The 25,946-nt window shown below is 65.7% G+C and carries 22 protein-coding genes; 14 read left to right on the top strand and 8 right to left on the bottom strand.

Annotated features, from left to right (window positions below; translation table 11 throughout):
- Positions 1-108: 108 nt before the first annotated feature.
- The 8 genes from ACSBQT_RS08960 to ACSBQT_RS08925 all read left to right on the top strand — a co-directional run bounded on the left by ACSBQT_RS08960 (position 109) and on the right by ACSBQT_RS08925 (position 8,921).
- Complete coding sequence (locus ACSBQT_RS08960; protein WP_435001625.1) at positions 109-1,332, top strand: CpaF family protein; 1,224 nt, start codon at positions 109-111, stop codon at positions 1,330-1,332.
- Positions 1,329-2,303: a type II secretion system F family protein gene (locus tag ACSBQT_RS08955; protein WP_410708401.1), complete on the top strand. Its 975-nt coding sequence runs from the start codon at positions 1,329-1,331 to the stop codon at positions 2,301-2,303. Before ACSBQT_RS08960 ends, ACSBQT_RS08955 begins: the two co-directional genes overlap by 4 nt.
- Positions 2,300-3,238 carry a type II secretion system F family protein gene (locus ACSBQT_RS08950; RefSeq protein ID WP_410708402.1) on the top strand — a complete coding sequence of 313 codons (939 nt, stop codon included), beginning with the start codon at positions 2,300-2,302 and terminating at the stop codon, positions 3,236-3,238. Before ACSBQT_RS08955 ends, ACSBQT_RS08950 begins: the two co-directional genes overlap by 4 nt.
- A gap of 101 nt (positions 3,239-3,339) precedes the next feature.
- Positions 3,340-3,618 (top strand): hypothetical protein, encoded by a 279-nt coding sequence (locus ACSBQT_RS08945; protein ID WP_410708403.1) that lies wholly within the window; start codon positions 3,340-3,342, stop codon positions 3,616-3,618.
- 58 nt (positions 3,619-3,676) lie between these two features.
- Complete coding sequence (locus tag ACSBQT_RS08940; RefSeq protein ID WP_410708404.1) at positions 3,677-4,075, top strand: TadE/TadG family type IV pilus assembly protein; 399 nt, start codon at positions 3,677-3,679, stop codon at positions 4,073-4,075.
- Entirely contained in the window at positions 4,068-4,517 is a 450-nt protein-coding gene (locus ACSBQT_RS08935; protein WP_410708405.1) for a hypothetical protein, read from the top strand. The genes ACSBQT_RS08940 and ACSBQT_RS08935 overlap by 8 nt, the downstream gene beginning before the upstream one ends.
- Before the next feature lies 1 nt (position 4,518).
- Positions 4,519-5,004: a pilus assembly protein TadG-related protein gene (locus tag ACSBQT_RS08930; RefSeq protein ID WP_410708406.1), complete on the top strand. Its 486-nt coding sequence runs from the start codon at positions 4,519-4,521 to the stop codon at positions 5,002-5,004.
- A 146-nt stretch (positions 5,005-5,150) separates the two neighbouring features.
- Positions 5,151-8,921, top strand: coding sequence for an FtsK/SpoIIIE domain-containing protein (locus tag ACSBQT_RS08925; protein WP_435001623.1), 3,771 nt, complete (start codon positions 5,151-5,153; stop codon positions 8,919-8,921).
- Here ACSBQT_RS08925 and ACSBQT_RS08920 read toward each other — a convergent pair.
- Positions 8,895-9,935 carry a GNAT family N-acetyltransferase gene (locus ACSBQT_RS08920; RefSeq protein ID WP_410708408.1) on the bottom strand — a complete coding sequence of 347 codons (1,041 nt, stop codon included), beginning with the start codon at positions 9,933-9,935 and terminating at the stop codon, positions 8,895-8,897. The genes ACSBQT_RS08925 and ACSBQT_RS08920 overlap by 27 nt on opposite strands.
- A gap of 44 nt (positions 9,936-9,979) precedes the next feature.
- Between ACSBQT_RS08920 and ACSBQT_RS08915 the strand changes: the two genes are divergently transcribed.
- On the top strand, positions 9,980-10,789 hold the full coding sequence (locus ACSBQT_RS08915) for a purine-nucleoside phosphorylase (protein WP_410708409.1): 810 nt from the start codon (positions 9,980-9,982) through the stop codon (positions 10,787-10,789).
- Between the two features lie 61 nt (positions 10,790-10,850).
- Positions 10,851-12,674, top strand: coding sequence for a phospho-sugar mutase (locus ACSBQT_RS08910; RefSeq protein WP_410708410.1), 1,824 nt, complete (start codon positions 10,851-10,853; stop codon positions 12,672-12,674).
- Between the two features lie 62 nt (positions 12,675-12,736).
- On the opposite strand, the gene deoC is transcribed toward ACSBQT_RS08910, so the two are convergent.
- The 7 genes from deoC to ACSBQT_RS08875 form a co-directional block, all read right to left on the bottom strand.
- Positions 12,737-13,384, bottom strand: a complete 648-nt coding sequence (gene deoC / locus ACSBQT_RS08905; RefSeq protein WP_410708411.1) for a deoxyribose-phosphate aldolase — start codon at positions 13,382-13,384, stop codon at positions 12,737-12,739.
- A gap of 52 nt (positions 13,385-13,436) precedes the next feature.
- Positions 13,437-14,726 (bottom strand): thymidine phosphorylase, encoded by a 1,290-nt coding sequence (locus ACSBQT_RS08900; RefSeq protein WP_435001621.1) that lies wholly within the window; start codon positions 14,724-14,726, stop codon positions 13,437-13,439.
- Between the two features lie 117 nt (positions 14,727-14,843).
- Positions 14,844-15,350 (bottom strand): cytidine deaminase, encoded by a 507-nt coding sequence (locus tag ACSBQT_RS08895; protein ID WP_410708413.1) that lies wholly within the window; start codon positions 15,348-15,350, stop codon positions 14,844-14,846.
- A 74-nt stretch (positions 15,351-15,424) separates the two neighbouring features.
- Positions 15,425-16,708, bottom strand: coding sequence for an ABC transporter permease (locus ACSBQT_RS08890; protein ID WP_410708414.1), 1,284 nt, complete (start codon positions 16,706-16,708; stop codon positions 15,425-15,427).
- Position 16,709: 1 nt separating this feature from the next.
- Entirely contained in the window at positions 16,710-17,942 is a 1,233-nt protein-coding gene (locus ACSBQT_RS08885) for an ABC transporter permease (protein WP_139908661.1), read from the bottom strand.
- On the bottom strand, positions 17,939-19,498 hold the full coding sequence (locus tag ACSBQT_RS08880; protein ID WP_435001619.1) for an ABC transporter ATP-binding protein: 1,560 nt from the start codon (positions 19,496-19,498) through the stop codon (positions 17,939-17,941). The genes ACSBQT_RS08885 and ACSBQT_RS08880 overlap by 4 nt, the downstream gene beginning before the upstream one ends.
- Positions 19,499-19,572: 74 nt before the next feature.
- A complete protein-coding gene (locus tag ACSBQT_RS08875) occupies positions 19,573-20,640 on the bottom strand; it encodes a BMP family lipoprotein (protein ID WP_236853137.1) in 1,068 nt (355 codons plus the stop codon).
- A gap of 326 nt (positions 20,641-20,966) precedes the next feature.
- Between ACSBQT_RS08875 and ACSBQT_RS08870 the strand changes: the two genes are divergently transcribed.
- From ACSBQT_RS08870 to ACSBQT_RS08855, 4 genes are all read left to right on the top strand, one after another.
- Positions 20,967-22,823, top strand: a complete 1,857-nt coding sequence (locus ACSBQT_RS08870; RefSeq protein ID WP_435001617.1) for an ABC-F family ATP-binding cassette domain-containing protein — start codon at positions 20,967-20,969, stop codon at positions 22,821-22,823.
- Positions 22,824-23,174 carry a TraR/DksA family transcriptional regulator gene (locus tag ACSBQT_RS08865; RefSeq protein WP_410708417.1) on the top strand — a complete coding sequence of 117 codons (351 nt, stop codon included), beginning with the start codon at positions 22,824-22,826 and terminating at the stop codon, positions 23,172-23,174.
- A 113-nt stretch (positions 23,175-23,287) separates the two neighbouring features.
- Positions 23,288-24,664 carry an acyltransferase family protein gene (locus ACSBQT_RS08860; RefSeq protein WP_410708418.1) on the top strand — a complete coding sequence of 459 codons (1,377 nt, stop codon included), beginning with the start codon at positions 23,288-23,290 and terminating at the stop codon, positions 24,662-24,664.
- Between the two features lie 221 nt (positions 24,665-24,885).
- Positions 24,886-25,935, top strand: coding sequence for a homocysteine S-methyltransferase family protein (locus ACSBQT_RS08855; protein ID WP_435001613.1), 1,050 nt, complete (start codon positions 24,886-24,888; stop codon positions 25,933-25,935).
- Positions 25,936-25,946 lie beyond the last annotated feature (11 nt).

Here is a 25,946-nt window from a genome sequence, read left to right as displayed (position 1 = left end):
ATTCCCAGTTATCCACAGATTTCGGAATTCACTAGATTCTTCATTCGACTACAGATAGGTTAAACAGCAAATCACGCTGTCAATTGAATGATCGGGCAAGGGTTCAGAGTGGAAGCCACCGAAGTCATCACCAGCGAGGTTCACAAGCGGATCAGAGATCTCGATGTGGATCCCCGCGCCGATATTCAGCGCTCTCGCGAGCTCATTCGCACCGTCATCGCCGAATACGATGAGCGCAGCCTCGTCGCCGATCTCCCGGTGCTCGAGGACAAGGAGGCGACGTTTCGGCATATCGATCATCAGCTCTCAGGTTTCGGTGCCCTGCAGGACTATTTCGATGATCCGCACGTCGAAGAGATCTGGGTGAACTCCCCAAGTGAGGTCTTCATCGCCGTCGATGGAATCCATCAGCTGACGACGACGAAGCTGAGTTCGGGCGAACTCGACGACCTCATCGAGCGGATGTTGCGCACCTCGGGCCGTCGCGTCGATCTTTCCCAACCTTTTGTCGACGCCATCCTGCCCGACGGTTCCCGGCTGCATGTCGTGCTGCCCGATATCACGCGCACTCATCCGGCCGTGAATATCCGCAAGTTCATCGCCCGGCCGCGCAACCTCGCCAATCTCGTCGCTTACGGCTCACTGACTCCCACAGCCGCCGAGTTCCTCGACGCAGCCGTGACGTGCGGTGCCAATATCCTCGTCTCCGGAGCAACTCAGGCCGGCAAAACAACCATGCTCAATGCCTTGGCCGGCTCGATACCGGCCCGCGAACGCACGATCTCCTGCGAAGAGGTCTTCGAACTCAACCTGCCCAGCCGCGACTGGGTTCCCATGCAATGCCGTCAGCCGTCGCTCGAAGGAACCGGCGAAGTCACCCTCCGCGCCCTCGTCAAAGAGGCTTTGCGGATGCGGCCGACGCGCATCATCGTCGGCGAGGTCCGAGAAGCCGAAAGTCTCGACCTCCTGGTCGCGCTGAATTCCGGGCTGCCGGGAATGGGGACCATCCACGCGAACTCCGCTCGGGCGGCGATCACGAAGATCTGCACTCTGCCTCTTTTGGCTGGGGCGAACATCTCGTCGGCGTTCGTCGTGCCCACCGTCGCCGTCAGCCTCGACGTCGTCGTCCACCTGCGCAGGGACCCGTCCGGAGTGCGCCGAGTCGATGAGATCTGCGCGGTGCCAGGCGGAGTCGAAGGCGACGTCGTCGAACTCGACACGATCTTCCATTCGCCACGAGGACAGCTCGTTCGCGGTCAGGGGTTCGGCCACCTCAGCGAGCGATTTGCGGCCATCGGACGCGATCTTCACGCCATTCTGGAGGCGGCATGAGCTATTCGCAGTGCGCTCTGCTCATCGGTGCCTGCCTCGGGGCGGGACTCTTCCTCATCTGGATGTCGCTGTGGCAGCGACCGCAGAGCAAGCGGACTCAGTCGCGGTGGGTGCGCGAACTCGATGACATGCTCACCGGGGCCGGATTCCCCAGGCTGCGGCCGGCCCACCTGCTGCTCATCTCCGTCGCTGCGTTCTGTGTCGTTGCAGTCGTCGCGACAGTGCTCACCGGATCGTGGGCGATCGCGCTGTGCTTCGGCCTCTTCGCCTCCTGGCTGCCGCACCGGGCATTGCAGCATCGGGCTCGCAGCAGACAGGTGATGCGGCGGGAGCTGTGGCCCGAGACTCTCGACCATCTCAATTCCGGTGTCCGTGCGGGTCTGTCCCTGCCTGAAGCACTGAGCTCTCTGGCCCATCGCGGACCCGAACCTTTGCGGCCGCTGTTCGAAGTCTTCGCCGAGGAATATCGGACCAGCGGGTCATTCGCCTTGGCGTTGGAACGATTCAGACAGGTCAGCGCCGACCCGGTGGCCGACCGCATCGTCGTCGCACTCAGCGTCACCCGGCAGGTCGGCGGCAGCGACCTGGGCACCATGCTGCGGGCCTTGGCACAGTTCGTCCGTGATGATGCCCGCACCCGCAACGAGCTCTCCGCCCGGCAGCAATGGACGGTCAACGGCGCCCGATTGGCCGTCGCCGCACCGTGGGTGGTGCTCGCGTTCCTCTCCACACGACCCGAAACTGCGGTGGCATACAACTCCCGAACGGGGCTGGTCCTCCTGGCCGCGGGCTTCGTCGTCTCTCTGCTGGCGTATCAGGCGATGAAGCGCATCGGTCGGCTCCCGGCCGAACCCAGAGTCATCGAAGGGTCCTCCCTCAGCGCCGCCCACCGTCGCTTCGCGGGCAGCGCCGGAACGAGCGGCGGATTCACCACCGACGACACAGACGCTGCGGACGGACGGGCGGCATGAGCCTCCTCGGCGAGCCCCTGTCGATTCTGGCCCTCGGACTCTTCAACGGCTTCGCCCTGTGTGTCTTCGTCCTCTCCCTCCCGCCGCTGCGCAGACCGACTCTGTCGTCGCGGATCGCACCCTATCTGCGGGATCAGGAATCCCTGGTCGACATCTACGCTCCGCCGACCCCTCGCACCGAGGGGTTCTGGGGGCTGGTGAAGTCCTGGCTGATCGGTTCGACTCTGTGGGCGACGTCGCGCATCACCACGGATGCGACTCTGCGACTGCGCATCGGCCGGCTTGGCGGCAATGCCACGATCGAACGCTTCCGCATCAACCAGGTGCTGAGCATCCTCGTCGGGATGATCGTCGCCGGCGGTCTCGCCGGTGCCCTGTCGGCGCAGCGCGGCTTCTCCCCCATCGTCACCGTCGTCCTCGTCATCAGCGGCGGCATCGCCGGGCACGTCTTCAATGATTGGCGGCTCAGCCAAGCCATCGCCCGCCACGAATCCCGCGTCCTCGCCGAATTCCCCACCGTCGCCGAGCTCCTCGCTCTGTCCATCACCGCCGGTGAGGGGATCGTGGAGGCTCTCGAACGCGTGTGCCGCACCTGCTCCGGCGACCTCATCGACGAACTCCGCGCTGCCCTGGCCTCCACCCGCACCGGGACACCGTTGGTCGAAGCCCTCGATGCGATGGCCACGCGCATCGCCATCCCCGAGATCGTCCAGTTCGTCGACGGCCTCGCCGTGTCGATGACCCGCGGCACACCGTTGGCCGAAGTCCTCCGCTCTCAAGCCGCTGACGTGCGCGAACAGTCCCGACGACGGCTGTTGGAGCTGTCAGGTCGCAAAGAGATCGGGATGCTGATTCCGGTGGTCGTCTTCGTGCTTCCCGTCACCGTGATCTTCGCCGTCTTCCCGTCCCTGACCGTCCTCGACCTCAGCCCCTAACGACTGCACTCCGCACCGCCGACCACGCCCGCTCCCACAACCAGTCCCGCACCACCGACCACGCGGATCGACACCTCGACCTCGCCGATGAAGGAGACACGATGTTCCGCCAGTTCACCTACCGCCTCGTCCCGCTCATGCTCGGGCTCATCCCGGGTCCTCCTCCGCATGGAGGAACCACCATCACCGAGGCGGCCGAGACCGACATCGACCCGAACCTCACCGCCGATGTCGACCGACCAGACCGCGGAGACGTTCCCGGCTGGGTCCTCATCACCTTGATGACTGCGGGATTGGTGGTCGCATTGTGGGCGCTGGCCGGCGAGGCCTTCACCTCGATGTTCCAGGACGCGATGAACAAGGTCCGCGGGGCCGGGTGACCCAGCGGTGACCGGAGACGACGAGACACTACCGGGAAGTCGGAGGAGGGCTGCCTCGATGACGGAGGCAGGCGAGCGCAGCGATTCGGGATCCGCCGTCGCCGAGTTCGCCCTCATTGCCTCGCTGCTGGCCCTCATCCTGGCCGGCGCCCTGCAGATCGGTCTCGTCATTCACGTCCGCAACACTGTCATCGACTCCGCCATCGCAGGGGCGAGGCAGGCGAGCCTGGCCGATCAGACTCCGCGCGACGGGCAGAAGCTCACTCGCGACCTCATCCGAGTGTCGGTGGGCGAGCGCTATGCCCAGAGGGTGACCGTCTCGACGTCACAGCGCGGTGACGTCGAGATCGTCGAAGTGCGGGTGACGACCCCGTTGCCCGTCCTCGGGCTGTGGGGACCCGCCGAGGTCTGGGACCTGCGCGGACGGTCCATCGTCGAGGACATCGACCGTGACTGAACCCGAGGTCGTTCAGGAAGTCGCGGCCGACGACGCAGACGAGGGAACGGCGGTCATCGAGTTCATCTTCGCCTCCATCGTCCTGCTCATCCCGGTCATCTACCTCATGCTCACCCTCTCCCAGCTACAGGCGGCCAGCTATGCGACCACCTCGGCGGCGATGTCGGCCTCACGTATCGCCGCCCGCGACGCGAACCCCTCGGAGGCTCGCGCCCATGCCGTCGCCGACATGCATTTCGCGGACTTCGGGCTGTGGGATGCACCGACTTCCATCACCTACTCGTGCGCCGGACCCTGTGGACAGGCCGGCTCCCTCGTCACCGCACGAGTCGAGACGAAGGTGTCACTGCCCGGGTTCCCGCTCCTCTTCGGCTCCGACCGGTCACCGCACATCACGTTGCGCGCGAACCACACCGACGTCGTCGCCACAGGACGTCAGTGATATGGCGACCATGGGAGAGCACAGCTGTGAACGGCGACGGGAATCGCAGATCGGCCGCGATTCGGAGCACGAATCCGACGCCGGGTCCATCACACCGCTGGCCATCGGCTTCGTCGTCATCGCCTTGTTGTTGGCCTTCCTCATTGCAGCGCTGACCGATCTGCACATGGCCCGCCGAGAGCTGCAGGGGCTGGCCGATTCTGCGGCGCTGGCGGCCTCGGACTCGTTCGAACCGGCTCCCGGAGACGACCCCGGTCTCGTGTTCTCCCCACCGGCGGCGAAACGCGCTGCCGGTCGCTACCTCGACGCAGTGCCGACTCCGAAGGACATGAGCAAATTGCGGTTGAGCGCCGACGCCGATGGAACGCATTCGGTGCGCATCCGCATCGAAGCCCGCTACTCGCCGGCGCTGCTCTCACCATTCGTGCCTGGACTCATCGACCTTCACGCCACCGCTTACGCCCGGGGCGCCCTGCGCCTCGACTGATCTACTCGAGCTGTCTCCACTTCGACGCCGATTCCTGTGGGCGCAGGCTCCACTCACGCATCGTGAGGCTGTGGATGCCCAAACCGTTTCCACAGCGCGCTTTCTCACTCTTGCCCAAGCTATACGTTCGCAGTGAGTCTGTGGGCATGAGAACCCTGGGGCTCATCCACCGCATTGAGACGAACGGAGCCGTCACGAGCATGAGCATCGAAGCCGAATCAGCCCAACCAGCCGTCGACGTCTTCCGTTCTGCCCTCGGAGCGGAACTGACTTCCCAGGACTTGGACGTCGGCAACCAGCTCGACGACCACAGAATCGAGTCGATCAGCTGGGGTCATTGGCAGAGACTCAATCCCATCACCGTCGTCGGAGCGAATGCTCTGCGCACCACCGACGACTGTGCCGACTCCGCGCGGACGAGCGTATCCGTCCTGGCAGGACCGGATGCGGGATTCACCCTGACGCTCGACCCACGGCGGGCCCGTTTGTCCCGACTGCCCCACCCCGATTGCCTGACGATCGTCGACCCCAGCATCTCCCGCGCCCCGCAGCCGCTGCGACTCGAAGCCACGGGGACTGGGCCCGCCGCAGCTCTGGGTGCGACGGTGCTTGCACCGGGCCCAGCAGACGGTTCTTCAGCCGGCACTTCTTCCTCGGCGGCCCGTTCGGCTCCGCCGATCCGTTCCCCGCCGCTGCACCACAGCAATGACCTCCACATCGCCCCGAAGACGATCGACGATCCTCGTCCGGCCCGACCCCCACAGTGGTGGACGTTCCTCATCCCCGTCGGCATCGGTGTGGTGCTGGCCGTGACCACAGGAATGTGGTGGTTCCTGCTCTTCAGTGTTTCGGCCCCGCTCTCCGGCTGGGTCGCCTACCTGGTGGAGAAGAAGCGCTTCACCCGCGACAGCGCACAATGCCGACTCGACCGCGACGAAGCCCTGGCCGAGGCGCGAGCCAGACTGAGCCGCCTGGAGACGGCGCACCGTCAGATGATCTTCTCGTCCCCTGGGCTGTGTCTGGGTTTCGGGACGGTCTTCAGCTACCTCACCATCGACGAACGGCTGCAACATGGAACAGACCACGTCGACGGTCGGATCGTCTGCGCTGAAATGCCGATCCGCATCGATCCACGTACGACGACGGTCACCGTCAGCGGAACGCCCGCAGTCCTGCGCACCATGGCCTTCGCTTGGCTGTCCGACCGGCGATTCCGGTGGCGACCGAGTCCCGAACTCGCACTGCTGCCGGAACTGGCAGGCACCGAGTTCTCCGCCGACCACGCATCTAACACGGTCGGGTCAGGGTCACGCCCAGACGCCGGCATCGACGATCCCGTCTCGATCACCCTCGACGAGGCGGCCCACCCCGCCGTGCTCACGCTCACCGCCCCGCATGCCGGCTCCGCGGTCTCGCTGACGGTGGGCTCTCTCGCGCAGGCACGCACCACGTCCTCGACTGCGCCCGGCGGCCCGGTGCCGGGACGGGCACTCGTCGCCACTCTCATGCCGGCCGCGCGATTCGTCACTCTGCACTGTGGCCGCTCAGCCGAAACCGGTCCCCACACCTGGCCCGACCACGGGCTCGGCGAGCTCTGCGATGATGCGCCCGAGGCCATCAGAGCACGGTGGCGGTCTCCCGCTTCGGGGCCGGTGCCGATCGGCCGCGGAACCGACGGTGACGTCGGCATCGATCTGTTCTCCGACGGTCCTCATGCTCTCGTGGCCGGCACCACGGGAAGCGGGAAATCCCTGCTCCTGCAGACATGGCTGCTGTCGATGGCCTTGGCACAGCCGCCTCGGCGACTGCGTTTCGTCCTCATCGATTTCAAAGGCGGAGCCACGTTCTCACCGTTGCAGGATCTGCCGCACACCGACAGTGTGCTCGACGACTTCGACTCCGGTCTCGCCTTTCGGGCTCTCGTCTCCGTGCGTGCCGAGATCACCTATCGGGAACGACTGTTGGCCGACCACGGGTGCGCCGACGTCGCCGATCTCGCTGACCCTCCCCCACGGCTCGTCGTCGTCATCGACGAGTTCCATGCGCTGATGGCCACCCATCCTCGCGCCGCCGACCTGCTCGAACACCTCACAGCCCTCGGCCGGTCGCTCGGCGTCCACCTCATTCTCGCCACTCAGCGCCCGATGGGCGTCGTGACCGGGCAGATGAAGGCGAACATCAACATTCGCGTGTGCCTGCGAGTGCGCGATGAGACCGATTCCTTCGACGTCATCGGCTCCGAGGCGGGTGCGTTCCTGCCCGCGGACAAGCCCGGCGCCGCCTGTCTGGATTCCGGGATCTGCGTCACCCGGTTCCGCGTGGCGGCTCCGTTCGGAAATGACGCCCACACCGAGGCGGCCCTCCGCCTTCGCGTTCGTCCCTGGGGTCCGGGGCCGGTTCCGTCCCTGGCCAGCGGCGCCCACGGCGTTCACGTCGACAACATCATCGCCGCGGTTCACGACATCGCCAGGGCCGAGGACGCTTCGGCTCATCGACAGGTGGTGCTGCCTCCCTTGCCGGAACCAGAAGAGATATCGGCCTGGGCGGCAGGAGGCTCGGCCCGTTCTGCCGGAAAGCTCGCAACTTCCCCTGTGGGACCGGTGGCGGAAAACGGTGAAATTGGCCCGACAGTCACGGGGATCATCGATGTTCCCAGTCAGCAGCGGCAGCAGATGTGGACATTCGACCCGGACGTGGACGGTTCCACGATCCTCACAGGCGGCAGCCCGGACACCGTGGAAACCGTGCTCGCGACCATGGCACTAGCGGCCGCTCCGACCCGACGGATCATCGCGATCGGCAGAATCTCCGCGGTCCTCGACTGGGCGGAGATCAGCTGCGGATTGAGCTCGGGCTGGCAGATTCAGGCGATTCTCGACCATCTTTCTGCCCGTGGGGACCCGAGCAGATTCTCGCGCAATGGGGAAAGCACGGATTCGCCGACCGAGCCGAGGCAGAGCCGACAGCCACCGAGCCTGATCGTCTGCAGCAATTGGGCAGAGTTCGTCGACGCGCTCGATCACTATTGGGCCGAACGGGCCGAACGTCTCCTCGGACATGGTGCCGGATCAGATCTCGTGTTCCTGCTCGCCGGGTGCCGGAATATGACAAGCAGGAGCTCTCGATTCGCCACCCAGATCATCTTCCCGCCCGGGGCCGGCGAAGACGGAACGAGTGTCGGGCTCAGCCGGCAGCGATTCGCCGGTTCGTGGCCGGATCTCCGCGCCGTCATCCGCGGTCCCCGCGCGCAGGCCGCCGGCGGGGACGGTGCCGATGTGCAGTTCGCACCCGGTGACGCGGCACGATTCGGTTCGTCGATGTCCGAGGCGGGCACGAGCATCCTCGGCGGACCGCTCGGCATTCCGGAGTCCCGAAAAGGATTCGCTCCACGCTGGCGGGGGCTTGGCCAACCTGTGGGCATGGGCGAAGAACCCTGCGGCGGCATGCCTGGCTGCATCCCGGTCGGCGTGGATGCCTTCGGCAACCTCGTGGTGTGGGATCCCCGGCGAGACGGTTCGGTTCTCACCCTCCGCGGTTCTCCGCAGAGCGGCAAGACCGGATTCGCGACGTATGTGGACCGCCTCGGCGGGGTCTCTGTTCACGACGATGTGCACATGGCCGCAGATCCCGTCGACTGGGATCTGCTCGACGGACGATTCCATGTGCTCACCGTGCCGACACGGTTCACACCCGGGTATGGTTCCCCTCTGGCCAAAGCTCAGAGTCTCGGACCGCTGCTCGTGCTCGGTGCGCATACCAAGCAAGATCTCACCGGGCTCGGAGTGCTGCGACAGGCCCCGCTCGACGGGCTGCCAGGGACGGGCTGGTTCCTCACCGCGGACCAGGCTCGCCCAGTCCGACTCTTCAGCCCCAAGCAGGTCGAGCCTGATTCAGCTGACGTCAGCAGGCGGTCCTGAGAGAGTCTCGTAACGGTAGAGCTCGGCGGCGGTTCCCGCGTCGAGCAGTCGATCGGCGAGCGCAGAGATCACGGGCATTCCGCTCGTGACCTCGATGACGACATCGGCATCGACCGACAGCCTGGCCAAAAGGAGTTCGGCATCGGCGACGGCCGCGGCGAAGTCCTCACCCGCAGCGTCGGCGGCATCGTCGCGAGTCTCGAACATCGACCCGAGGATGAGCTCGGTCGGCGGTTCCTCGTCGACCTGATCGACGACAGCGTTCCCGTTGCCGGCGGCCGCACCGGCACCCGGTTCACCGGCCGAGGGCAGAACACCGGCGGTTTCATCGGCCTCTCGCGCATAGGACACGGCGAAGGCACTGAGTCCACCCGCCTCGGCGGTCCCGGCGGCACCATTCAGCAGCGCGGCACCATGAGCACCGGCCGCCTCGGAGAGGAAGACGTTGTTCACCTGTCCGATGGACAGCTGACCGACGGCATCGTCACGGTTGACGGCGGTGTACCAGGCGAGGAATGCCTTCGTCAGCTTCACCGAACCGGTCGCAACGATTTCGAGGTCTTCGGCCCGACCGCCGCCGGCCGGAGGCAGAGCACCGGCGGGCACCTTGATCACACGGGTCGTCGTCAGCGGAGTGAACCCGAGAGCCTGAGCGAAGCCCTCCCCCGGGCTGCCAGCCTGCACACGGGCGCGCAGGTCGAGACCTTCGAGCGCGGTTCCCCGGGTCTCGGCGCACACTGCGTCGAAGAGTTCACGCCCCTGACCATGTCCCTGCTCCTCCGCGGCCACCTCGACGTGGACCCACGCCCGGTAGGGGTGAAGCGGAGATTCGGCGATCGCGGCGGCTCCGACGGGAACGTCGGGAACCACCTCGGCGATGACGGAGCGGATCAACGGCGCATCCGAGGACGGACGGAACAGGGACCTGGCCATATGACCGGCCGGGGTGGTCGCGTCGGCGAACACCTCATTCAGGCGCAGATCGTCACCGTCGGTCAGCTCTCGAATCGGCATGTGCTCGCTCCTTGGGCGGTGGGGAACTTGATAATCTTGGCGTCATGACTGACTTAAGCGATCCTACCGCCGCCGCGCACGCCGCGGCCACGACCATCAACGCGAACGCGGGCATCGAAGCCCATGATATCGCGCTTGTCCTCGGCTCCGGTTGGGGCGGGGCGGCGGACCTCCTCGGCGAGACCGTCGCGGAGATCTCCGCGGCGGAGGTCCCCGGATTCCACGCTCCCGCCGTCGAAGGCCACGGCGCGACCCTGCGCACGGTGCGCATCGAAGCCAGCGGCAAGCATGCGCTCGTCCTCGGATCGCGCACCCACTACTACGAAGGCAAGGGTGTCCGGGCGGTCGCCCACGGTGTGCGCACCGCCGCTGCGGCCGGCTGCTCCTCGCTCGTGCTGACGAACGGCTGCGGCGGACTCAACCGCAACTGGGGCCCCGGCACCCCGGTGCTCATCTCCGATCACATCAACCTCACCGGCACCTCCCCGATCGAAGGCGCGAACTTCGTCGATCTCACCGATCTGTACTCCCCGCGCATGCGCGCCATCGCCAAGGAGATCGACCCGACACTCGACGAGGGCGTGTACGCGCAGTTCCGCGGACCTCACTACGAGACCCCCGCCGAGGTGCGCATGGCCGGGATCCTCGGAGCCGACCTCGTGGGAATGTCGACGACGTTGGAGGCCATCGCCGCACGTCAGTCCGGACTCGAACTCATGGGCATCTCGCTGGTGACGAACCTTGCCGCCGGCATCCAGGAGACCCCGCTCTCCCACGCCGAGGTCATCGAAGCCGGGGCCGCAGCCGCCCCGCGCATCTCCCGCCTGCTCGCCGACATCGTCGCGAAGCTCTGAGACGGCCAACCCCACTCCGCACTCCGCCACCCCGCCACCGCGAATTCTCAAAGGACCTCATATGACCCGCGTAGCCGACCGCTTCACGAATGGATTCGACGCCGAGGTGGTTCGTGCCTGGATCGCCGACGACCCCGACCCGCAGACCGCCACTTCCTTGGAGCACATCCTCGCCGAAGCCGAGAGCGGCGACGAGGCGGCGGTCGCCGATCTCGAGGACCGGTTCTCCGGTCCCCTCGTCTTCGGCACCGCCGGTCTGCGCGGCGAGATCGCCGCCGGTCCGAACCGAATGAACCGGGCCGTCGTCATCCGTGCCGCCGCCGGATTGGCCGCGTTCCTCGCAGACACCGTCGGTGAGGGATTCCGCGTCGTCATCGGGTGCGATGCCCGGTACAAGTCATCGGAATTCGCGGCCGATACCGCCGCTGTCGTCACCGCTGCCGGCGGTGTAGCGATTCAGCTGCCTGAGCAGCTGCCGACCCCGCTGCTGGCGTTCGCGCTGTCGCATCTCGATGCCGATGCCGGGGTCATGGTCACGGCCAGCCACAACCCTCCGGCCGACAACGGGTACAAGGTCTACTTGGGGCAACGTCCGCTACAGGCGATCGGATCCGAGGCCGACGCCGAGGCGGGTGCCGGCGCGCAGATCGTCAGCCCAGCCGACGCGCTCATCGCCGAGAAGATCGCTGCCGTCGATTCCGTGGCCTCCGTATCGCGTGCAGAGTCCGGGTGGGAGTATCTCGACGAATCGATCGTCGAGGACTATCTGTCGCGCGTCGACGACCTGGGTGTGCGTGCGGAGGCAGATCTCTCGATCGTGCTGACCTCGCTGCATGGTGTCGGTGCCGGAGTCGCCGAGGCTGCTCTGACCCGCACCGGGTTCGCTAGCCTCCACCCGGTGGCTTCCCAGCAGGCGCCGGACCCTGACTTCCCGACGGTGTCCTTCCCGAACCCGGAGGAAGCCGGCGCACTCGATGAGTCCTTTGCCCTGGCCCGTGAGGTCGGTGCCGAACTCATCATCGCCAACGATCCGGACGCTGACCGATTCTCCGCGGCCATCCCTGATGCCACTGCGGCGGTCGGATACAGGCAGCTGTCCGGCGACGAGGTGGGACTCCTCCTCGGTGAGGATGCCGCGACCCGTCTGGAGGCGGGAACACATCATGCGTCGGGCGCCGATGCTCAGGTGTTCGCGAACTCGATCGTGTCCTCCCGCGGTCTGGCGGCAGCTGCTGCCAGCCACGGCTACGCAGCGGTGAACACTCTCACCGGATTCAAGTGGATCTCCCGCGTGGCCGGCCTCGTCTTCGGCTATGAGGAAGCGCTCGGCTACTGCGTCGACCCGGCTGCGGTACGTGACAAGGACGGGATTTCGGCGGCCGTGACGTTCGCGTCTCTAGCGTCTCGGCTCAAGTCGGAGGGGTCAAGCATCGAGGCCGAGCTCGATCGGATCCGCAACCGCGACGGCTTCTTCGCCACCGCTCCGCTGTCTTTCCGCCTCGACGACGTTTCGCTCATTGGCACGGCGATGGCGAAGCTGCGCGAGAATCCGCCGGCCACGCTGGCCGGCTCCCCAGTCGCCGAGGTCCACGACCTGTCTGCCGGGTATGAGGGCCTGCCGCCGACCGATGGAATCCTGCTGCTCTCGGAGTCGAATTCACGGGTCATCGTACGCCCGTCCGGCACCGAGCCGAAGCTCAAGTGCTATCTCGAGGTTGTCGCCGAACCTTCGGAACTCCAGGCTGCGGCCGATGCCGATGCACGTGCGGCCGCCAGCGCAGGAGTGCGACTGTCGGCCACCTCGGCGAGTGCATCCCTCAAACCGGCCCTGACGGAGCGCTTGAACTCGATCAGCACCGAGCTCAAAGCCTTCTTCGCCCTCTAATTACTACCTCACGGCGGCCCTGCTACCTAGCGCGAGGTTGCTGGGCCGCCGTCACGTAGTAATTAGAGGGAGTTGAGGATTGCGGCGCTGCCGGAGAGGCCCAAGCGGCTGGCGCCGGCGGCGATCATCTCTTCGGCGGCCTCGGCGGTGCGGATTCCGCCGGACGCTTTCACTCCCAGGCGGTCGCCCACGGTCTCACGCATGAGCGACACAGCGTGAGCGCTCGCGCCACCGGCCGGGTGGAAACCGGTCGAGGTCTTGACGAACCCCGCTCCGGCGGCCTCGGAGCGACGGCAGGCCTCGACGATCTGCTCATCGGTCAGCGCAGCCGACTCGATGATGACCTTGACGAGGGCGTCCCCGCTGGCCTCGACGACACCGCGAATGTCGGCCTCGAGCCCGTCGAAGTCCCCGGCAACGGCCTGACCGATGTTGATGACCATGTCGACCTCGGCGGCACCGTCGGCGACGGCCTGCTTCGCCTCGGCTGCCTTGATCTCCGGCTTCACCTGACCGGAGGGGAATCCGACGACGGTGGCCACGACGAGCTCACCCGGGTCGGTGACCGGCAGCATCGACGGTGACACGCAGATCGCGAGCACTCCGAGTTCCTTCGCCTCGGCGACGAGGGCGTCCACATCGGCTGGGGTCGCTTCCGGCTTGAGCAGGGTGTGGTCAATGATTCCGGCGACTTCGGTGCGGCTGGTCATGTGTTCCTCCAAGATGGTTGGTGCGGCTTCTTCAGGATAGCGAGATGCAAGCTCAGGTGATCGTCTCGAAGACGATCGACTCCGGCACCGAGGCGGCGTCCCCGCCAATCTCGACCGCGGACTCCAGCGCCTCGATGGCGCGTTCGAAGCGTTCCGGGGTGGCCGTGTGCAGTGTCATGAGCGGCTGACCGGCGGTGACCGTGTCCCCAGGTTTGGCGTGCAGTTCGATGCCGGCGACGTCCTGGACCGGATCTTCCTTCCGTGCCCGTCCTGCGCCCAACCTCCACGAGGCGACTCCCACCGAGAGCGCATCGAGCCCGGTGAGAACCCCGGACTCGGTCGCGGTGACGACCTCGGTGTGCTCGGCCACGGGCAGAGCGGCGTCGGGGTCACCGTGCTGGGCGCGGACCATCTGCTTCCATTTGTCCATGGCACGACCGTCGGTCAGTGCGGCGCGTACGTCGACATCGGTCTTGCCGGCCAGGCGCAGCATCTCCTCGGCCAAGGCGACGGTGAGGTCGACGACGTCGGCTGGTCCTGCGCCGGCCAGAACCTCAACGGATTCGCGGACCTCGAGGGCATTGCCGACGGTCAGGCCCAAGGGCGTGGACATATCGGTCAGCAGCGCCGAGGTCTTCACCCCGGCGGCCTTGCCGAGCTCGACCATCGTCTGGGCCAGGATGCGGGCCTTCGTCAGGTCCTTCATGAACGCACCGGAACCGACCTTGACGTCGAGGACGAGACCGGAGGTGCCCTCGGCGATCTTCTTCGACATGATCGACGAGGCGATGAGCGGAATGCAGTCGACCGTCGAAGTGATGTCGCGCAGAGCGTAGAGCTTCTTGTCCGCCGGAGCCAGACCGGTTCCCGCCGCGCAGATGACGGCTCCGACGTCCTCGAGCTGATCGACGATCGCCTGATTGCTCAGTCCCGCCTGCCAGCCGGGAATGGACTCGAGTTTGTCCAGGGTGCCGCCGGTGTGGCCGAGACCGCGACCGGAGAGCTGCGGGACGGCCACGTCGAAGACCGCGACGAGCGGGGCCAGGGGCAGGGTGATCTTGTCACCGACTCCCCCGGTCGAATGCTTGTCCGAGGTCGGCCGCGACAGCGTGGAGAAGTCCATCCGCTCACCGGAGGCGATCATCGCCTGCGTCCAGTCAGCGATCTCGGACGGTTCCATATCGTTGATGAAGATCGCCATGGCCAGAGCCGCCATCTGCTCCTCGGCGACGACGCCGCGAGTGTAGGCGTCGATCACCCAGTCGATCTGTTCCTTGCTCAGAGCCCGGCCGTCGCGTTTGGCGGCGATGACGTCCACGGTGTCGAATGCCTCTACTGTCACAGTCTCAATCCTTCGTTGTCATCGTGTCAGTGATGTCGCCGGTGCGGCGACGGATCGCCGTGGTGGGACATCGTCGGCACGTGGTGCGGTCGGTGCACAGCCACCTCGGTGCCGGTGTCAGTGCTTTGCGTTGTGGTCGGTCCGGGGCGCGCTCAGATGATCGGGCCCGAACGCTTCGGGCAGGACCACGGACAGCGGGGACCGTCCGCTGGGCATGTTGAGGATGAGCTCGTTGCCGCCGTGTTCGAACAGCAGCTGCCGGCACCGCCCGCAGGGAACGAGGGTGTTGCCCTCCCCGTCCACACAGTCGAAGGCGACGAGGCGGCCCCCACCGGTCATGAGCAGCTCGGACACCAATGAGCATTCCGCACACAGGGTCACACCGAATGAGGCGTTCTCGATATTGCATCCGCCGACGATGCGGCCGTCGTCGACGAGGCCGGCCGCCCCGACCGGGAAGTTCGAGTACGGCACATAGGCCTTCGTCATCGCCCGCTTCGCTTCGGCACGCAGCAGCTCCCAGGTGCCTTCGCTGAGATCCTCGGGGCAGACGGGGGTGGGTTCCTCGCTCCAGACCGGGTCGGTTGACTCGGGTGCGGAAGCGCGGGGTTCGGGGACAGTCATGGGGATACTTCTTCCTTCAGGTTGCGGCTGTGGGGTATTCGAGGGGAAATGCAGATCCATCGCCGAGGCGGGGATCACTTCACGTAGGGCACACCTTCCGCGGCCGGCGGGCGGACCCGACCGACGAATCCGGCGACGGCGAAGACGGTGACGATGTAGGGCAGCATGAGCAGCAGCTCGTTGGCCACCGGAGTGCCGATGGACTGCAGAGTGTTGCCGAGGCTCTTGGAGAATCCGAACAACAGGGCCGCGAACAGCGCACCCTTCGGATTCCACTTGCCCAGGATCATCGCGGCCAGGGCGATATAGCCCTGTCCGGCCGACATCTCCTTGCCGAACGCCAGTCCGGAGCCGACGGTGAAGAAGGCACCGCCGAGGCCGGCGATGGCACCGGCGAGCAGCGTATTGCGCACGCGGGTGAAGTTGACCTTGATGCCGACGGTGTCTGCGGCCTTCGGGTGCTCACCGACGGCGCGCATCCGCAGACCCCACTTCGAGCGGAACACGAAGATCTGCAGCGCGATGACGACGACGTACATGATGTAGACGAGGATGTTCTGGTCGAACAGCACCCGTCCGAGCACCGGAATGTCCGAGAGCAGCGGGATCGGCAGGTTGGGCAGCTTCTGGCGGGAGTTCCACAGTCCCGGGTCCTGGGTGAGAACCGTCGAGTAGAGGAAGCTCGTGACGCCGACGACGAGGACGTTGAGGACGACGCCGATGATGATCTGGTTGACCCAGTACTTCACCGCGAAGAACGTGAGCACCACGGCGACCAGGGCACCGGCGATAGGAGCGGCGAGCAGACCCGCGTACGGGTTCTTCACAACGGAGGCGACGACCGCTGCGAGGAACGCACCGGCCAGCAGCTGGCCTTCGATGGCGATGTTGATGATGCCCGAACGTTCGCCCACGAGTCCGCACATGGCGCCGAAGATCAGCGGCACGGACAGAGCCAGGGCACCAGCGAGCAGCGTGGTCAGCGGGATCACGCCACCGGATCCGCCGCCGGCCCAGGCGAGGAAGGACAGGACGAAGACGACACCGAAGAGCATCGGGAACCACGAGCCGAGGTCGATGCGCTTGATCGCCACGTAGATCGACACGGCGGCCATGACGACGAGGATGATGCCCAGCGTCAGCCCCGCCGCGGTCGAGGACACGGCGAAGTCGGGGATAGCGAAGAAGTCTCCGCCGGTGGCCACCCGGAAGGTCGTCTCCCCGTCACGGCCGATGAGGCCGAAGAAGATGAGCGAGACAAGAGCGAGGATCGTATAGACGATCGGGAACTTCCAGGCGATCGGCGCAAGCGCCTTGACCTGGGTCGAAGGTGTCTTAGCCATGGTCTGAGCAGTCATCTCAGTCCTCCTTCCGCTTGAGCACCGGTGTGGGCAACCGGAAGATCGACCTCACCAGGGGCGGGGCCGCGATGAGCAGCACGATGACGGACTGGACGACGAGGACGATGTCGATCGGCGTACCGGTCTGGGACTGCATGAGGTAGCCGCCGGCTTTGAACGCGCCGAAGAGCAGCCCCGCAAGGAATGTCCCCAACGGTTTCGACCGTCCCAGCAGGGCGACGGTGATGGCGTCGAAGCCGATCGATCCGCTGATTCCGCCGGTGAGTTTGTATTCGGTGCCGAGCACCTGAGCGGCACCGCCGAGTCCGGCCAGGGCACCGGCGACGATCATGACGAGGATCGTCACCTTCGACACGGAGATGCCTGCGGTCCGGGCCGCGTGCGGGTTCGCGCCGACGGCCTTGAACTCGAAGCCGATCGTCGAACGCTCGAGCAGCCACCACACGAAGATCGTGGCGAGGATGGCGATGACGAACCCGAAGTGGAGACGGAACGGCGGTGGCAGCAGCAGGAACATCTGCGCGGAGTCGTCGATGACGCGGGACTGCGGGTTCGCCGAGGTCGTGTGCGTGAACCAGTTCTGCTTGAGCAGGTAGCCCAGTGCGTAGCCGGCGATCGAGTTGAGCATGATCGTCACGATCACCTCGTTGGCACCGGTGCGTGCCTTGAGGACACCGGCGATTCCGGCCCAGATCGCACCGCCGATGATTCCGCCGATCGCGGCCACGAGCATGTGGACGACGGGAGGCAGCGGCAGCGCGTAGCCGAGGAATCCGGCGATGGTCGCGCCGAGGATGACCTGGCCCTGACCGCCGATGTTGAACAGACCGCAGCGGAAGGCCAAGGCGATGCCGAGACCGGTGAGGATGAGCGGGGTGCCCGAGACCATCGATTCGGTCAGTGGGCGGATGGCGCGTTCGGTGGTGCGTGCGTCCCAGTCGAAGACCGCTCCGCGGAACAGCGCCGAATAGGCGTTGCCGACGGTCTGGAAAAGCGTGGCGAAGAACTCGCCGGGAGCGGCGAAGAAGTTCTCGGCCGCCGCGACGACCTCCGCGTTCGACACGGCGATGAGGACACCGCCGAACAGAAGGGCGAGAACGATCGCCAGCAGCGAGACCAGCCAGGATCCCGACATGATCTGCTGGAGCAGAGTCTGTTCCTTGCCGTCCTCGGTCTCGGACTCCGGCGGCGGTGCCGCTGAAGGAGCGGCCGGTGAGATATCAGTCGTCATTTGGTCTCCTCCGCCGAGGTGGTGGCTGAGTCGTCGTCCGTTGCTTCGAGGGCTTCGTCGGCGGGAACGCCGGCCATCATCAGGCCCAGTGCCTCGCGGGAGGTCTCGGGTCCCACGATGCCGACGATGCGCCCGGCGTACATCACGGCGATGCGGTCGGCAAGGCCGTAGACCTCGTCGAGTTCGGTCGAGACGATGATGCAGGGGGTGCCGGAATCGCGTTCGGCGATGACGCGCTTGTGCACGAATTCGATCGATCCGACGTCGAGTCCGCGGGTGGGCTGGCTGGCGATGAACAGTCGCAGATCGCGGCCGAGCTCGCGGGAGAGCACCACTTTCTGCTGGTTTCCGCCGGAGAGGGTCGAGATCGGATCGGAGACGCTGCCGAGGCGGATGTCGAACTCCTCGACCTTCTTCTTCGCCTCTTCGTTGATGACCTTCGACCGCATATTCAGGCCCTTGGCATAGGGCTCACGATCGTAGACGTCGAGGATCATGTTCTCGCGGATCGCAAACTCCGCGATGATGCCGTCGGTCGACCGATCTTCGGGAACGAATCCGATACCGGCACCGAGGCGGTCCTTGACCGAATCCCCGACGAGCTTCTTCCCGTCGAGGGTGATCGTGCCCAACCGCGGTTCGGTGAGACCGATGATCGTCTCGGCCAGTTCGGTCTGCCCGTTGCCCTGGACGCCCGCGACGGCGAGGATCTCGCCGCGACGGACGTCGAAGGACACATCGTCGACGACGACGTTCTCGGCCTTGTCGACGACGGTGAGTCCGCGCACCTGGAAGGTGGCATCGCCGGGATCGGCGGCATCCTTCTCGGTCTTCAGAGACACGGCTCGGCCGACCATCTGGCTGGCCAGCTCGGTCTCGGTCGACTCCGGCGAGGCCTCGCCGACGATCTTTCCGCGGCGGATGACCGTGATCGAATCAGCGATCGCACGGACCTCACGGAGTTTGTGGGTGATGAAGACGATCGACGTGCCCTGCTCCTTGAGCTGGCGCATGATCGAGATGAGTTCGTCGGTCTCCTGCGGAGTGAGCACAGCCGTGGGCTCGTCGAGGATGAGGATCTCGGCATCCCGGGACAGGGCCTTGATGATCTCCACTCGCTGCTGGGCGCCGACCGGCAGATCCTCGATGAGGGCATCGGGGTCGATATTGAAATTGAAGCGCGAGGAGATCTCCTTGACCTTCTTGCGCGCCTCGCTGATGTCGAGGAGCCCGAGGCTCTTCGTCGGTTCGTAGCCCAGCGCCACGGATTCGGCGACGGTGAACACGGGCACGAGCATGAAATGCTGGTGGACCATGCCGATGCCCGCGGCGACGGCGTCGCCCGGCCCGGAGAACTTCACCGGCTTGTCGTCGATGAGGATCTCTCCCCCATCGGCGTCGTAGAGTCCGTAGAGGACATTCATCATGGTGGACTTGCCGGCGCCGTTCTCACCCAACAGGGCGTGGATCTCGCCCGGTTCGATGGTGAGATCGATGTGGTCGTTGGCCACGAACGATCCGAACACCTTGGTCATCCCGCGAAGCTCGAGTTTCACTGCTTCCGGTTCTCCTCACAAACTTGAAAACTGCAGGGCCGAAAGAACTCGGCCCTGCAGTTTAACCGACGAGCTTACTTCGGTGTGCTCTCAGACTCGACGACCAGGCTGCCATCGACGATCTGCTTCTTCAGATCCTCGACCTTCTTCTTCACGTCCTCGGGAACCTTGTCCTCGAAGTCGTGGTACGGAGCGAGGCCCACGCCTTCGTTCTCGAGCGTGCCGACGTAGGGCTCATTGGAGAAGTTGTCCTCGGTGCCTTCCTTGATGGTGTCTTCGACGGCCTGTGAGATCTGCTTGACCACCGAGGTGAGGATGATGTCGCCGTATTCGGTCGACTCGTAGCCGTCGGAGTCGACCCACACGAGGTTGACGTCGCCGGCTTCCTTCGCCGCCGCTGCGGCACCGAGGCCGACGGGTCCGGCCACGGGCATGATCACGTCGGCGCCCTGCGAGATGAGCTGCTTGGTCAGCTCCTGGCCCTGGCCCTGGTTCTCGAAGTCACCGGAGAACGATCCGTCCTGCTTCTCCTTGTTCCAGCCCAGCAGCTTGACGTCCTTCTTGTTTTCCTCGTTGAACTTGTCCACGCCATCGGCGAAGCCGTCCATGAAGATCGTCACCGACGGAATCTGGATGCCGCCGAAGGTGCCGACCTTGCCCGACTCCGAGGTCGCGGCCGCAACATAGCCGGCCAGGTACGCGGCCTCGGCGGTGTTGAAGACGACTGCCTTGGCGTTGTCGATCGTCACCGGCTTGCCGTCGGCGTCGGAGAATGTGGAGTCGATGAGCGCGAAGTTGAGGTCCGGGTTCGCTTCGGCGGCTTCCTGGATCGTGTCCTCGAGGAGGAATCCGACGCCGAAGGTGAGGTTGCAGCCCTGCTGCACCATGTTGTCGACGTTCGGCCCGAAGTCCGCGTCGCCCTGCGATTCGGCGAGCTTCTCTTCGATGCCGAGGTTCTTCTTCGCGTTCTCCATGCCCTCCCGACCGGACTGGTTGAAGGACTGATCGTCCCAACCGCCGGAGTCGGAGACCATGCAGGCGAGGTAATCCGAACCGGATTCGCCTCCTTCGCCTGAACCACAGGCCGAGAGGACGAGGGCGGATGCGGCGATCATCGACACCGCTGAAGCGAGCTTCTTCACGTTTTCTCTTTTCTGATACAGACAGTGCACACGGATGAGGGCCCTGTCTGCCCCTACCGAAAATGTGAAACCACTGGACGAACTGTCATATTTTAATGAGTTTCGGTCAGTCTAATGTACCGAAGTCATTTCAGCGGCTCCGCTAGCACCGCAATCGCGGACACCGATATGAAAAAGAAATATTCCGTCATGCATGACCGTTTTCGGTCCGCGATGCGAACGCGGAGGCCTCTGACTTTGAGACAGAAAGACGACGAACGAAGTAGGTGGACCGCCGGACCGACGGCGCAGAAGACGAACCGCGGTGAACTAGGCTAGAGACTGCTATGGCACATCTCCTCGGGGCAGAAGCCCTCCACCTCGAATACCCCACGCGCGTCGTCTTCGACTCGGTCACTCTCGGCGTCGAGTCCGGCGACATGATCGGCATCGTCGGCCGCAACGGCGACGGCAAGTCGAGCCTGCTCGGCATGCTCGCCGGCACCATCGAACCCGATTCCGGACGCGTGACATATCGCGGCGGGCTGCGACTGGGCATGCTCGGCCAGCGCGATGACCTCGATGACGAGGCGACCGTGGGCTTCTCCGTCGTCGGTGATGCCGCCGATCACGAATGGGCCGCCGATCCGCAGGCCCGTGACATCATCTCCGGTCTCATCGCCGATCTCGATTGGGATGCGCAGATCTCCTCGCTCTCCGGCGGTCAGCGCCGCCGAGTGGCCCTGGCGGCTCTGCTCATCGGCGACTGGGACATGCTCATCCTCGACGAGCCGACGAACCACCTCGATGTCGACGGCATCGCGTGGCTGGCGAAGCATATGCGCACCCGGTGGCCGAAGAACTCCGGCGCCCTGCTGCTGGTCACCCACGACCGGTGGTTCCTCGACGAGGTGTGCACGAAGACCTGGGAGGTCCACGACCGCATCGTCGAGCCTTTCGAAGGCGGTTATGCCGCCTATGTCCTCCAGCGCGTCGAGCGCGATCGGATCGCCGCCGCCACCGAGGCGAAGCGACAGAATCTCATGCGCAAGGAACTCGCGTGGCTGCGACGCGGCGCTCCGGCCCGAACGTCGAAGCCGAAGTTCCGCATCGAGGCGGCCAACCAGCTCATCGCCGATGTGCCGGAAGTGCGCAATCCGATCGAGCTCAAGAAGATGGCCACGGCCCGCCTGGGAAAGGACGTCGTCGACCTGCTCGACGTATCCAAGCACTTCGGCGAGACCACGATCCTCGAGGATGTCACGTGGCGCATCGGTCCCGGTGAGCGCACCGGGATCCTCGGCCCCAACGGTGCCGGGAAGTCGACTCTGCTCGGTCTGGTCTCGGGAGAGATCGAACCCGATGCCGGTCGGGTCAAGCGCGGCAAGACCGTGCAGATCGGCGTGCTCGACCAGCAGTTCAAGGATCTGGCCCGCATCGCCGAATCCCGTGTGCGCGAAGTCCTCGCCGAATCGAAGACCTCGTTCACCATCGAAGGCAAGGACTTCACTCCGGCCCAGCTGCTCGAACGTCTCGGCTTCGCGAAGGAGCACCTGTCCGCCCGGGTCAAGGAGCTCTCCGGCGGGCAGAAGCGCCGGCTCCAGCTTCTGCTGCTGCTCATGGCCGAACCCAATGTCATCATCCTCGACGAGCCGACGAATGACGTCGACTCGGACATGCTTGCGGCGATGGAGGATCTGCTCGATTCCTGGCCGGGCACCCTCATCGTCGTCTCCCACGACCGGTACCTGTTGGAGCGCGTCACCGATCAGCAGTACGCGATCCTCGACAACGGACTGCGCCATGTTCCCGGCGGCGTCGAAGAGTACCTGCGGCTGCGGGCCGAGCAGGAACGTCGCGGCACTGCCGGTTCGAACGGGGCGTCAGGCGGTTCGAACGGTGCCTCGACGGGAGCCGGCGGGAACGGTGACGGTGGGGCCGCCTCGGCGAGCGAAGGATCCGCATCGGTTCCGAAACTCTCCGGTGCGGAAGCCCGGGCCGCGAAGAAGGAACTGTCGTCGATCGAGCGGCGGATGGACAAGCTGAACGCTCAGATCGGGAAGAAGCACGAGGAGATGGCCGCCCACGACCAGACCGATTTCGAGGGACTGGCCACGCTCACGGCTGCGATCCGCGAGTCCCAGGACGAACTCGACGAACTCGAGATGCGCTGGCTCGAAGCGTCCGAGGCTCTCGAGGCCTGAGTGATCGACGAAGCAACGATGCGTCAGCGGCTAGAGGATGAGCGGGCGGAGACGCAGGCGCTCATCAGCCGCCTGACTCAGGGAATCGATGAGGTCTCGGCCGCTCGCGAGGGCGACAACAGCGACGACGAACACGATCCGGAAGGGGCGACGCTCGCCTTCGAACGGTCGCAGGCCGCGACGCTGCTCGAACAGTCCGAGGACCGTCTCGAGGAGATCGCCGAGGCGGTTGACCGCCTGAACGCTGGCACGTTCGGGACCTGCATCGGCTGCGGCAGACCCATCGCCGAGGCGCGGCTGGAGGCCCGCCCCTACGCGGCGAAATGCGTGGACTGCGCCGCCCGCGGCTAGTCGTTTCCATCCCCTTCCTCACGCGCGAGTGCACTGTCACGCATCACCGGGCGACCGCCTCGGCGACGGTCTGAACTTTCCCCAAATCCTGCCGGGTGCGGTAGTGTATCGGCGTGTCATCACGGGACTATCGCATCGACCGCGCCAAGGGAATACTCATCTTCCTGGTGGTTCTGGGCCACCTCCTCGCCAGGACCTCCCCATGGGAGTCGCCGATCCTGGGCGCACCGATGTACTTCATCTACATGTTCCACATGCCTGCGTTCGTCTTCCTCGCCGGCATCACGGCGAAGTCGAACAAGCTGGCCGAACGGGTTCTGACCTACTTCGTCCTCCTCGCCACGGTGCTGCCGCTCATGTGGGGGTGGATGTGGCTCTTCGGGCTCAATCCCGACTACGACTTCCTCCGGCCGTTCTGGTACACGTGGTTCCTGCTGTCGATGGCGTGGTGGATGATCACGGTCCCCTTCATCGAGCGCTTCCCGCGCACGATGCTCGTCGCTTCTCTGGTCGTCGGTCTCTTCGGCGGATTGCTGCCGGTCCTCGACACCGAACTTTCCGCGGCTCGGACGATGGCGTTCTGGCCGTTCTTCGTCATCGGCAAGCTCTACGGCAAGCAGATCATCGACTGGGCGGGCAGCCTCGCGATCTGGCAGAGACTCTGTCTCAGTGCCGCTGCCCTCGCGGCCGTCGGATATTTCTTCCTCGACCAGGTCGACTACAACTGGCTCTACGGCAGCCTCAACTTCGCCCACTTCGACGTCAGCGTTCCCGAAGGTGTGGGACTGCGACTCATCGTCGACATCGGAGCGGTGCTGCTGACGCTGGCCCTTCTGTCCTGGTTGAGCAATACGAAGGACACGATCGCGACGATCGGCAAGAACAGCCTCGCTGTCTACATCCTCCACGGATTCGTCGTCCGCGCCCTGCAGCCGGTCCTCGACGACAGCCGCAACGTCCTCCACGACGCCGTCGTCCTCCTCATCTGTGTGGCCCTGGCCGTCGTCTGGACGGGCCTGCTGGCCTGGTCGCCCTTCGAACGCGCCCTGCGCTGGTGGTCCTCGACCGTCACAGGGCTGCTGCTCAAACCGTTCCCCTTCCTCCGGCCGAAGGACTCCGACCGGCGCAGCGAGCGTGGCCGCGGCGAGCGAGGTCGTCGTGGAGATGCCGTCAGTCCCGGCGACACCTATCACCCCGGCGACACCTACAGCGAGGGCGACGGACCGGACCGGCAGGGACTCGGCCTGCAGCCCATGCCCGGAGTCGGCTACCAGCACTCCCCCGGCTACGAACAGCACCCGGGTCAGCAGCAGTCCTTCGCCTCCCCCGCGCCGGTTGCGGGCGAGCCGTATCCGCTGCCGGGTTCGCACGAGGTTCCGCAGAACAACGCCACCTACGAAACCACCCAGGAAGTTCCCGCCGGCGCCGCCCAGCGAGCAGTGCGCTACCGTCGGCTGCCGGTCTATCTCAGCGGCGACGAGCACCGCTGACGATCGGACCGCCTCGGCGGTCACTGTCCTTACCGGGCCGCAGCGGAACCCTGCGATGCAGGCTGACGATCGGGCCGCCTCGTCGTGGGCCGTGTCCTTTCGTGGCAATCAGCGTCGATTTATGTCGATGTGACGGACCTCGCTGCGCCATTTGATGGTGAGATACCCAGGGTCGGGCCGCTCCCCCGGGCTCGACCACATCATCGAATCGGAGAGCATCCATGACCGCGACCAACGCCCTGACCCAACGCCTCGACGCCGGCCCCGTGATCTGCGCGGAAGGCTTTTTGTTCGAGCTCGAGAAGCGCGGATATCTGTCCGCCGGCGAGTTCGTCCCCGAGGTGGCCCTCGAATTCCCCGACGCCCTGCGCTCCCTCCACGTCGACTTCCAGCGGGCGGGATCCGACATCGTCGAGGCCTTCACCTACAACGGACACCGCGAGAAGATGCGCGTGATCGGCAAGGAAGATCTGCTCGAACCGCTCAACCGCGCCGCCCTCCAGATCGCCCGGTCCGTCGCCGACGCCAAGCCCGGGAACTTCATGGCCGGCAACATCTCGAACTCGAACATCTGGGACCCCGCCGACGAGTCCAAGCAGGCAGAGGTGCGGGCGATGTTCGCCGAAATGGTCGCCTGGGCGGTCGAGGAAGGTGCCGACCTCATCATCGGCGAGACCTTCTACTTCGCCGGTGAGGCCATCGCCGCCGCCGAGATCGCCAAGGCCAGCGGCCTGCCCGTCGTCCTCACGCTCGCCCCGATGGCCTTCCAGGAGATGGCCGACGGGGTCGGGATCGTCGAGACCGCGCAGCGGCTCGAACAGCTCGGCGTCGACGTCGTCGGCCTCAACTGCTTCCGCGGTCCCGCCACGATGCTGCCGTGGCTGGGGGAGATCCGCGCGGCCGTGTCCTGTCACGTCGGCGCCCTGCCGATCCCCTACCGCACCACTGAGGACGAGCCGACGTTCTTCAACCTCTCCGATCCCCGCGCCGAGGTGGCCTCCCCGCACGGACGCACGTTCCCCACTGCTCTCGATCCGCTGCAGACCAACCGCTACGAGATCGGCGCGTTCGCCAAGGGGGCCTACGACCTGGGCGTCAACTACATCGGCGTGTGCTGCGGCGCGACCCCGATGCACATCCGCGAGGTCGCCGAGGCTGTCGGGCTGACCACCGATGCCAGCCGGTTCTCCGAGAACATGGCCAACCACTTCATGTACGGCAGCAACGAACGGCTTGCCGACAACGTCGTCGCCCTCGGCGACACCGCCTGAGGCTCGGGAGC

This window comes from Brevibacterium sp. H602 (genome assembly GCF_051172395.1).
Taxonomy (GTDB): domain Bacteria; phylum Actinomycetota; class Actinomycetes; order Actinomycetales; family Brevibacteriaceae; genus Brevibacterium.
This window is presented reverse-complemented; position numbering and strand designations above follow the sequence as displayed.

Coding starts and splice junctions, on each gene's coding strand:
- ACSBQT_RS08955 (WP_410708401.1), top strand. CDS start 1,329: ATGAGCTATTCGCAGTGCGCTCTGCTCATCGGTGCCTGCCTCGGGGCG.
- ACSBQT_RS08950 (WP_410708402.1), top strand. CDS start 2,300: ATGAGCCTCCTCGGCGAGCCCCTGTCGATTCTGGCCCTCGGACTCTTC.
- ACSBQT_RS08945 (WP_410708403.1), top strand. CDS start 3,340: ATGTTCCGCCAGTTCACCTACCGCCTCGTCCCGCTCATGCTCGGGCTC.
- ACSBQT_RS08940 (WP_410708404.1), top strand. CDS start 3,677: ATGACGGAGGCAGGCGAGCGCAGCGATTCGGGATCCGCCGTCGCCGAG.
- ACSBQT_RS08930 (WP_410708406.1), top strand. CDS start 4,519: ATGGCGACCATGGGAGAGCACAGCTGTGAACGGCGACGGGAATCGCAG.
- ACSBQT_RS08925 (WP_435001623.1), top strand. CDS start 5,151: ATGAGAACCCTGGGGCTCATCCACCGCATTGAGACGAACGGAGCCGTC.
- ACSBQT_RS08920 (WP_410708408.1), bottom strand. CDS start 9,935: ATGCCGATTCGAGAGCTGACCGACGGTGACGATCTGCGCCTGAATGAG.
- ACSBQT_RS08915 (WP_410708409.1), top strand. CDS start 9,980: ATGACTGACTTAAGCGATCCTACCGCCGCCGCGCACGCCGCGGCCACG.
- ACSBQT_RS08910 (WP_410708410.1), top strand. CDS start 10,851: ATGACCCGCGTAGCCGACCGCTTCACGAATGGATTCGACGCCGAGGTG.
- deoC (WP_410708411.1), bottom strand. CDS start 13,384: ATGACCAGCCGCACCGAAGTCGCCGGAATCATTGACCACACCCTGCTC.
- ACSBQT_RS08895 (WP_410708413.1), bottom strand. CDS start 15,350: ATGACTGTCCCCGAACCCCGCGCTTCCGCACCCGAGTCAACCGACCCG.
- ACSBQT_RS08890 (WP_410708414.1), bottom strand. CDS start 16,708: ATGACTGCTCAGACCATGGCTAAGACACCTTCGACCCAGGTCAAGGCG.
- ACSBQT_RS08885 (WP_139908661.1), bottom strand. CDS start 17,942: ATGACGACTGATATCTCACCGGCCGCTCCTTCAGCGGCACCGCCGCCG.
- ACSBQT_RS08870 (WP_435001617.1), top strand. CDS start 20,967: ATGGCACATCTCCTCGGGGCAGAAGCCCTCCACCTCGAATACCCCACG.
- ACSBQT_RS08855 (WP_435001613.1), top strand. CDS start 24,886: ATGACCGCGACCAACGCCCTGACCCAACGCCTCGACGCCGGCCCCGTG.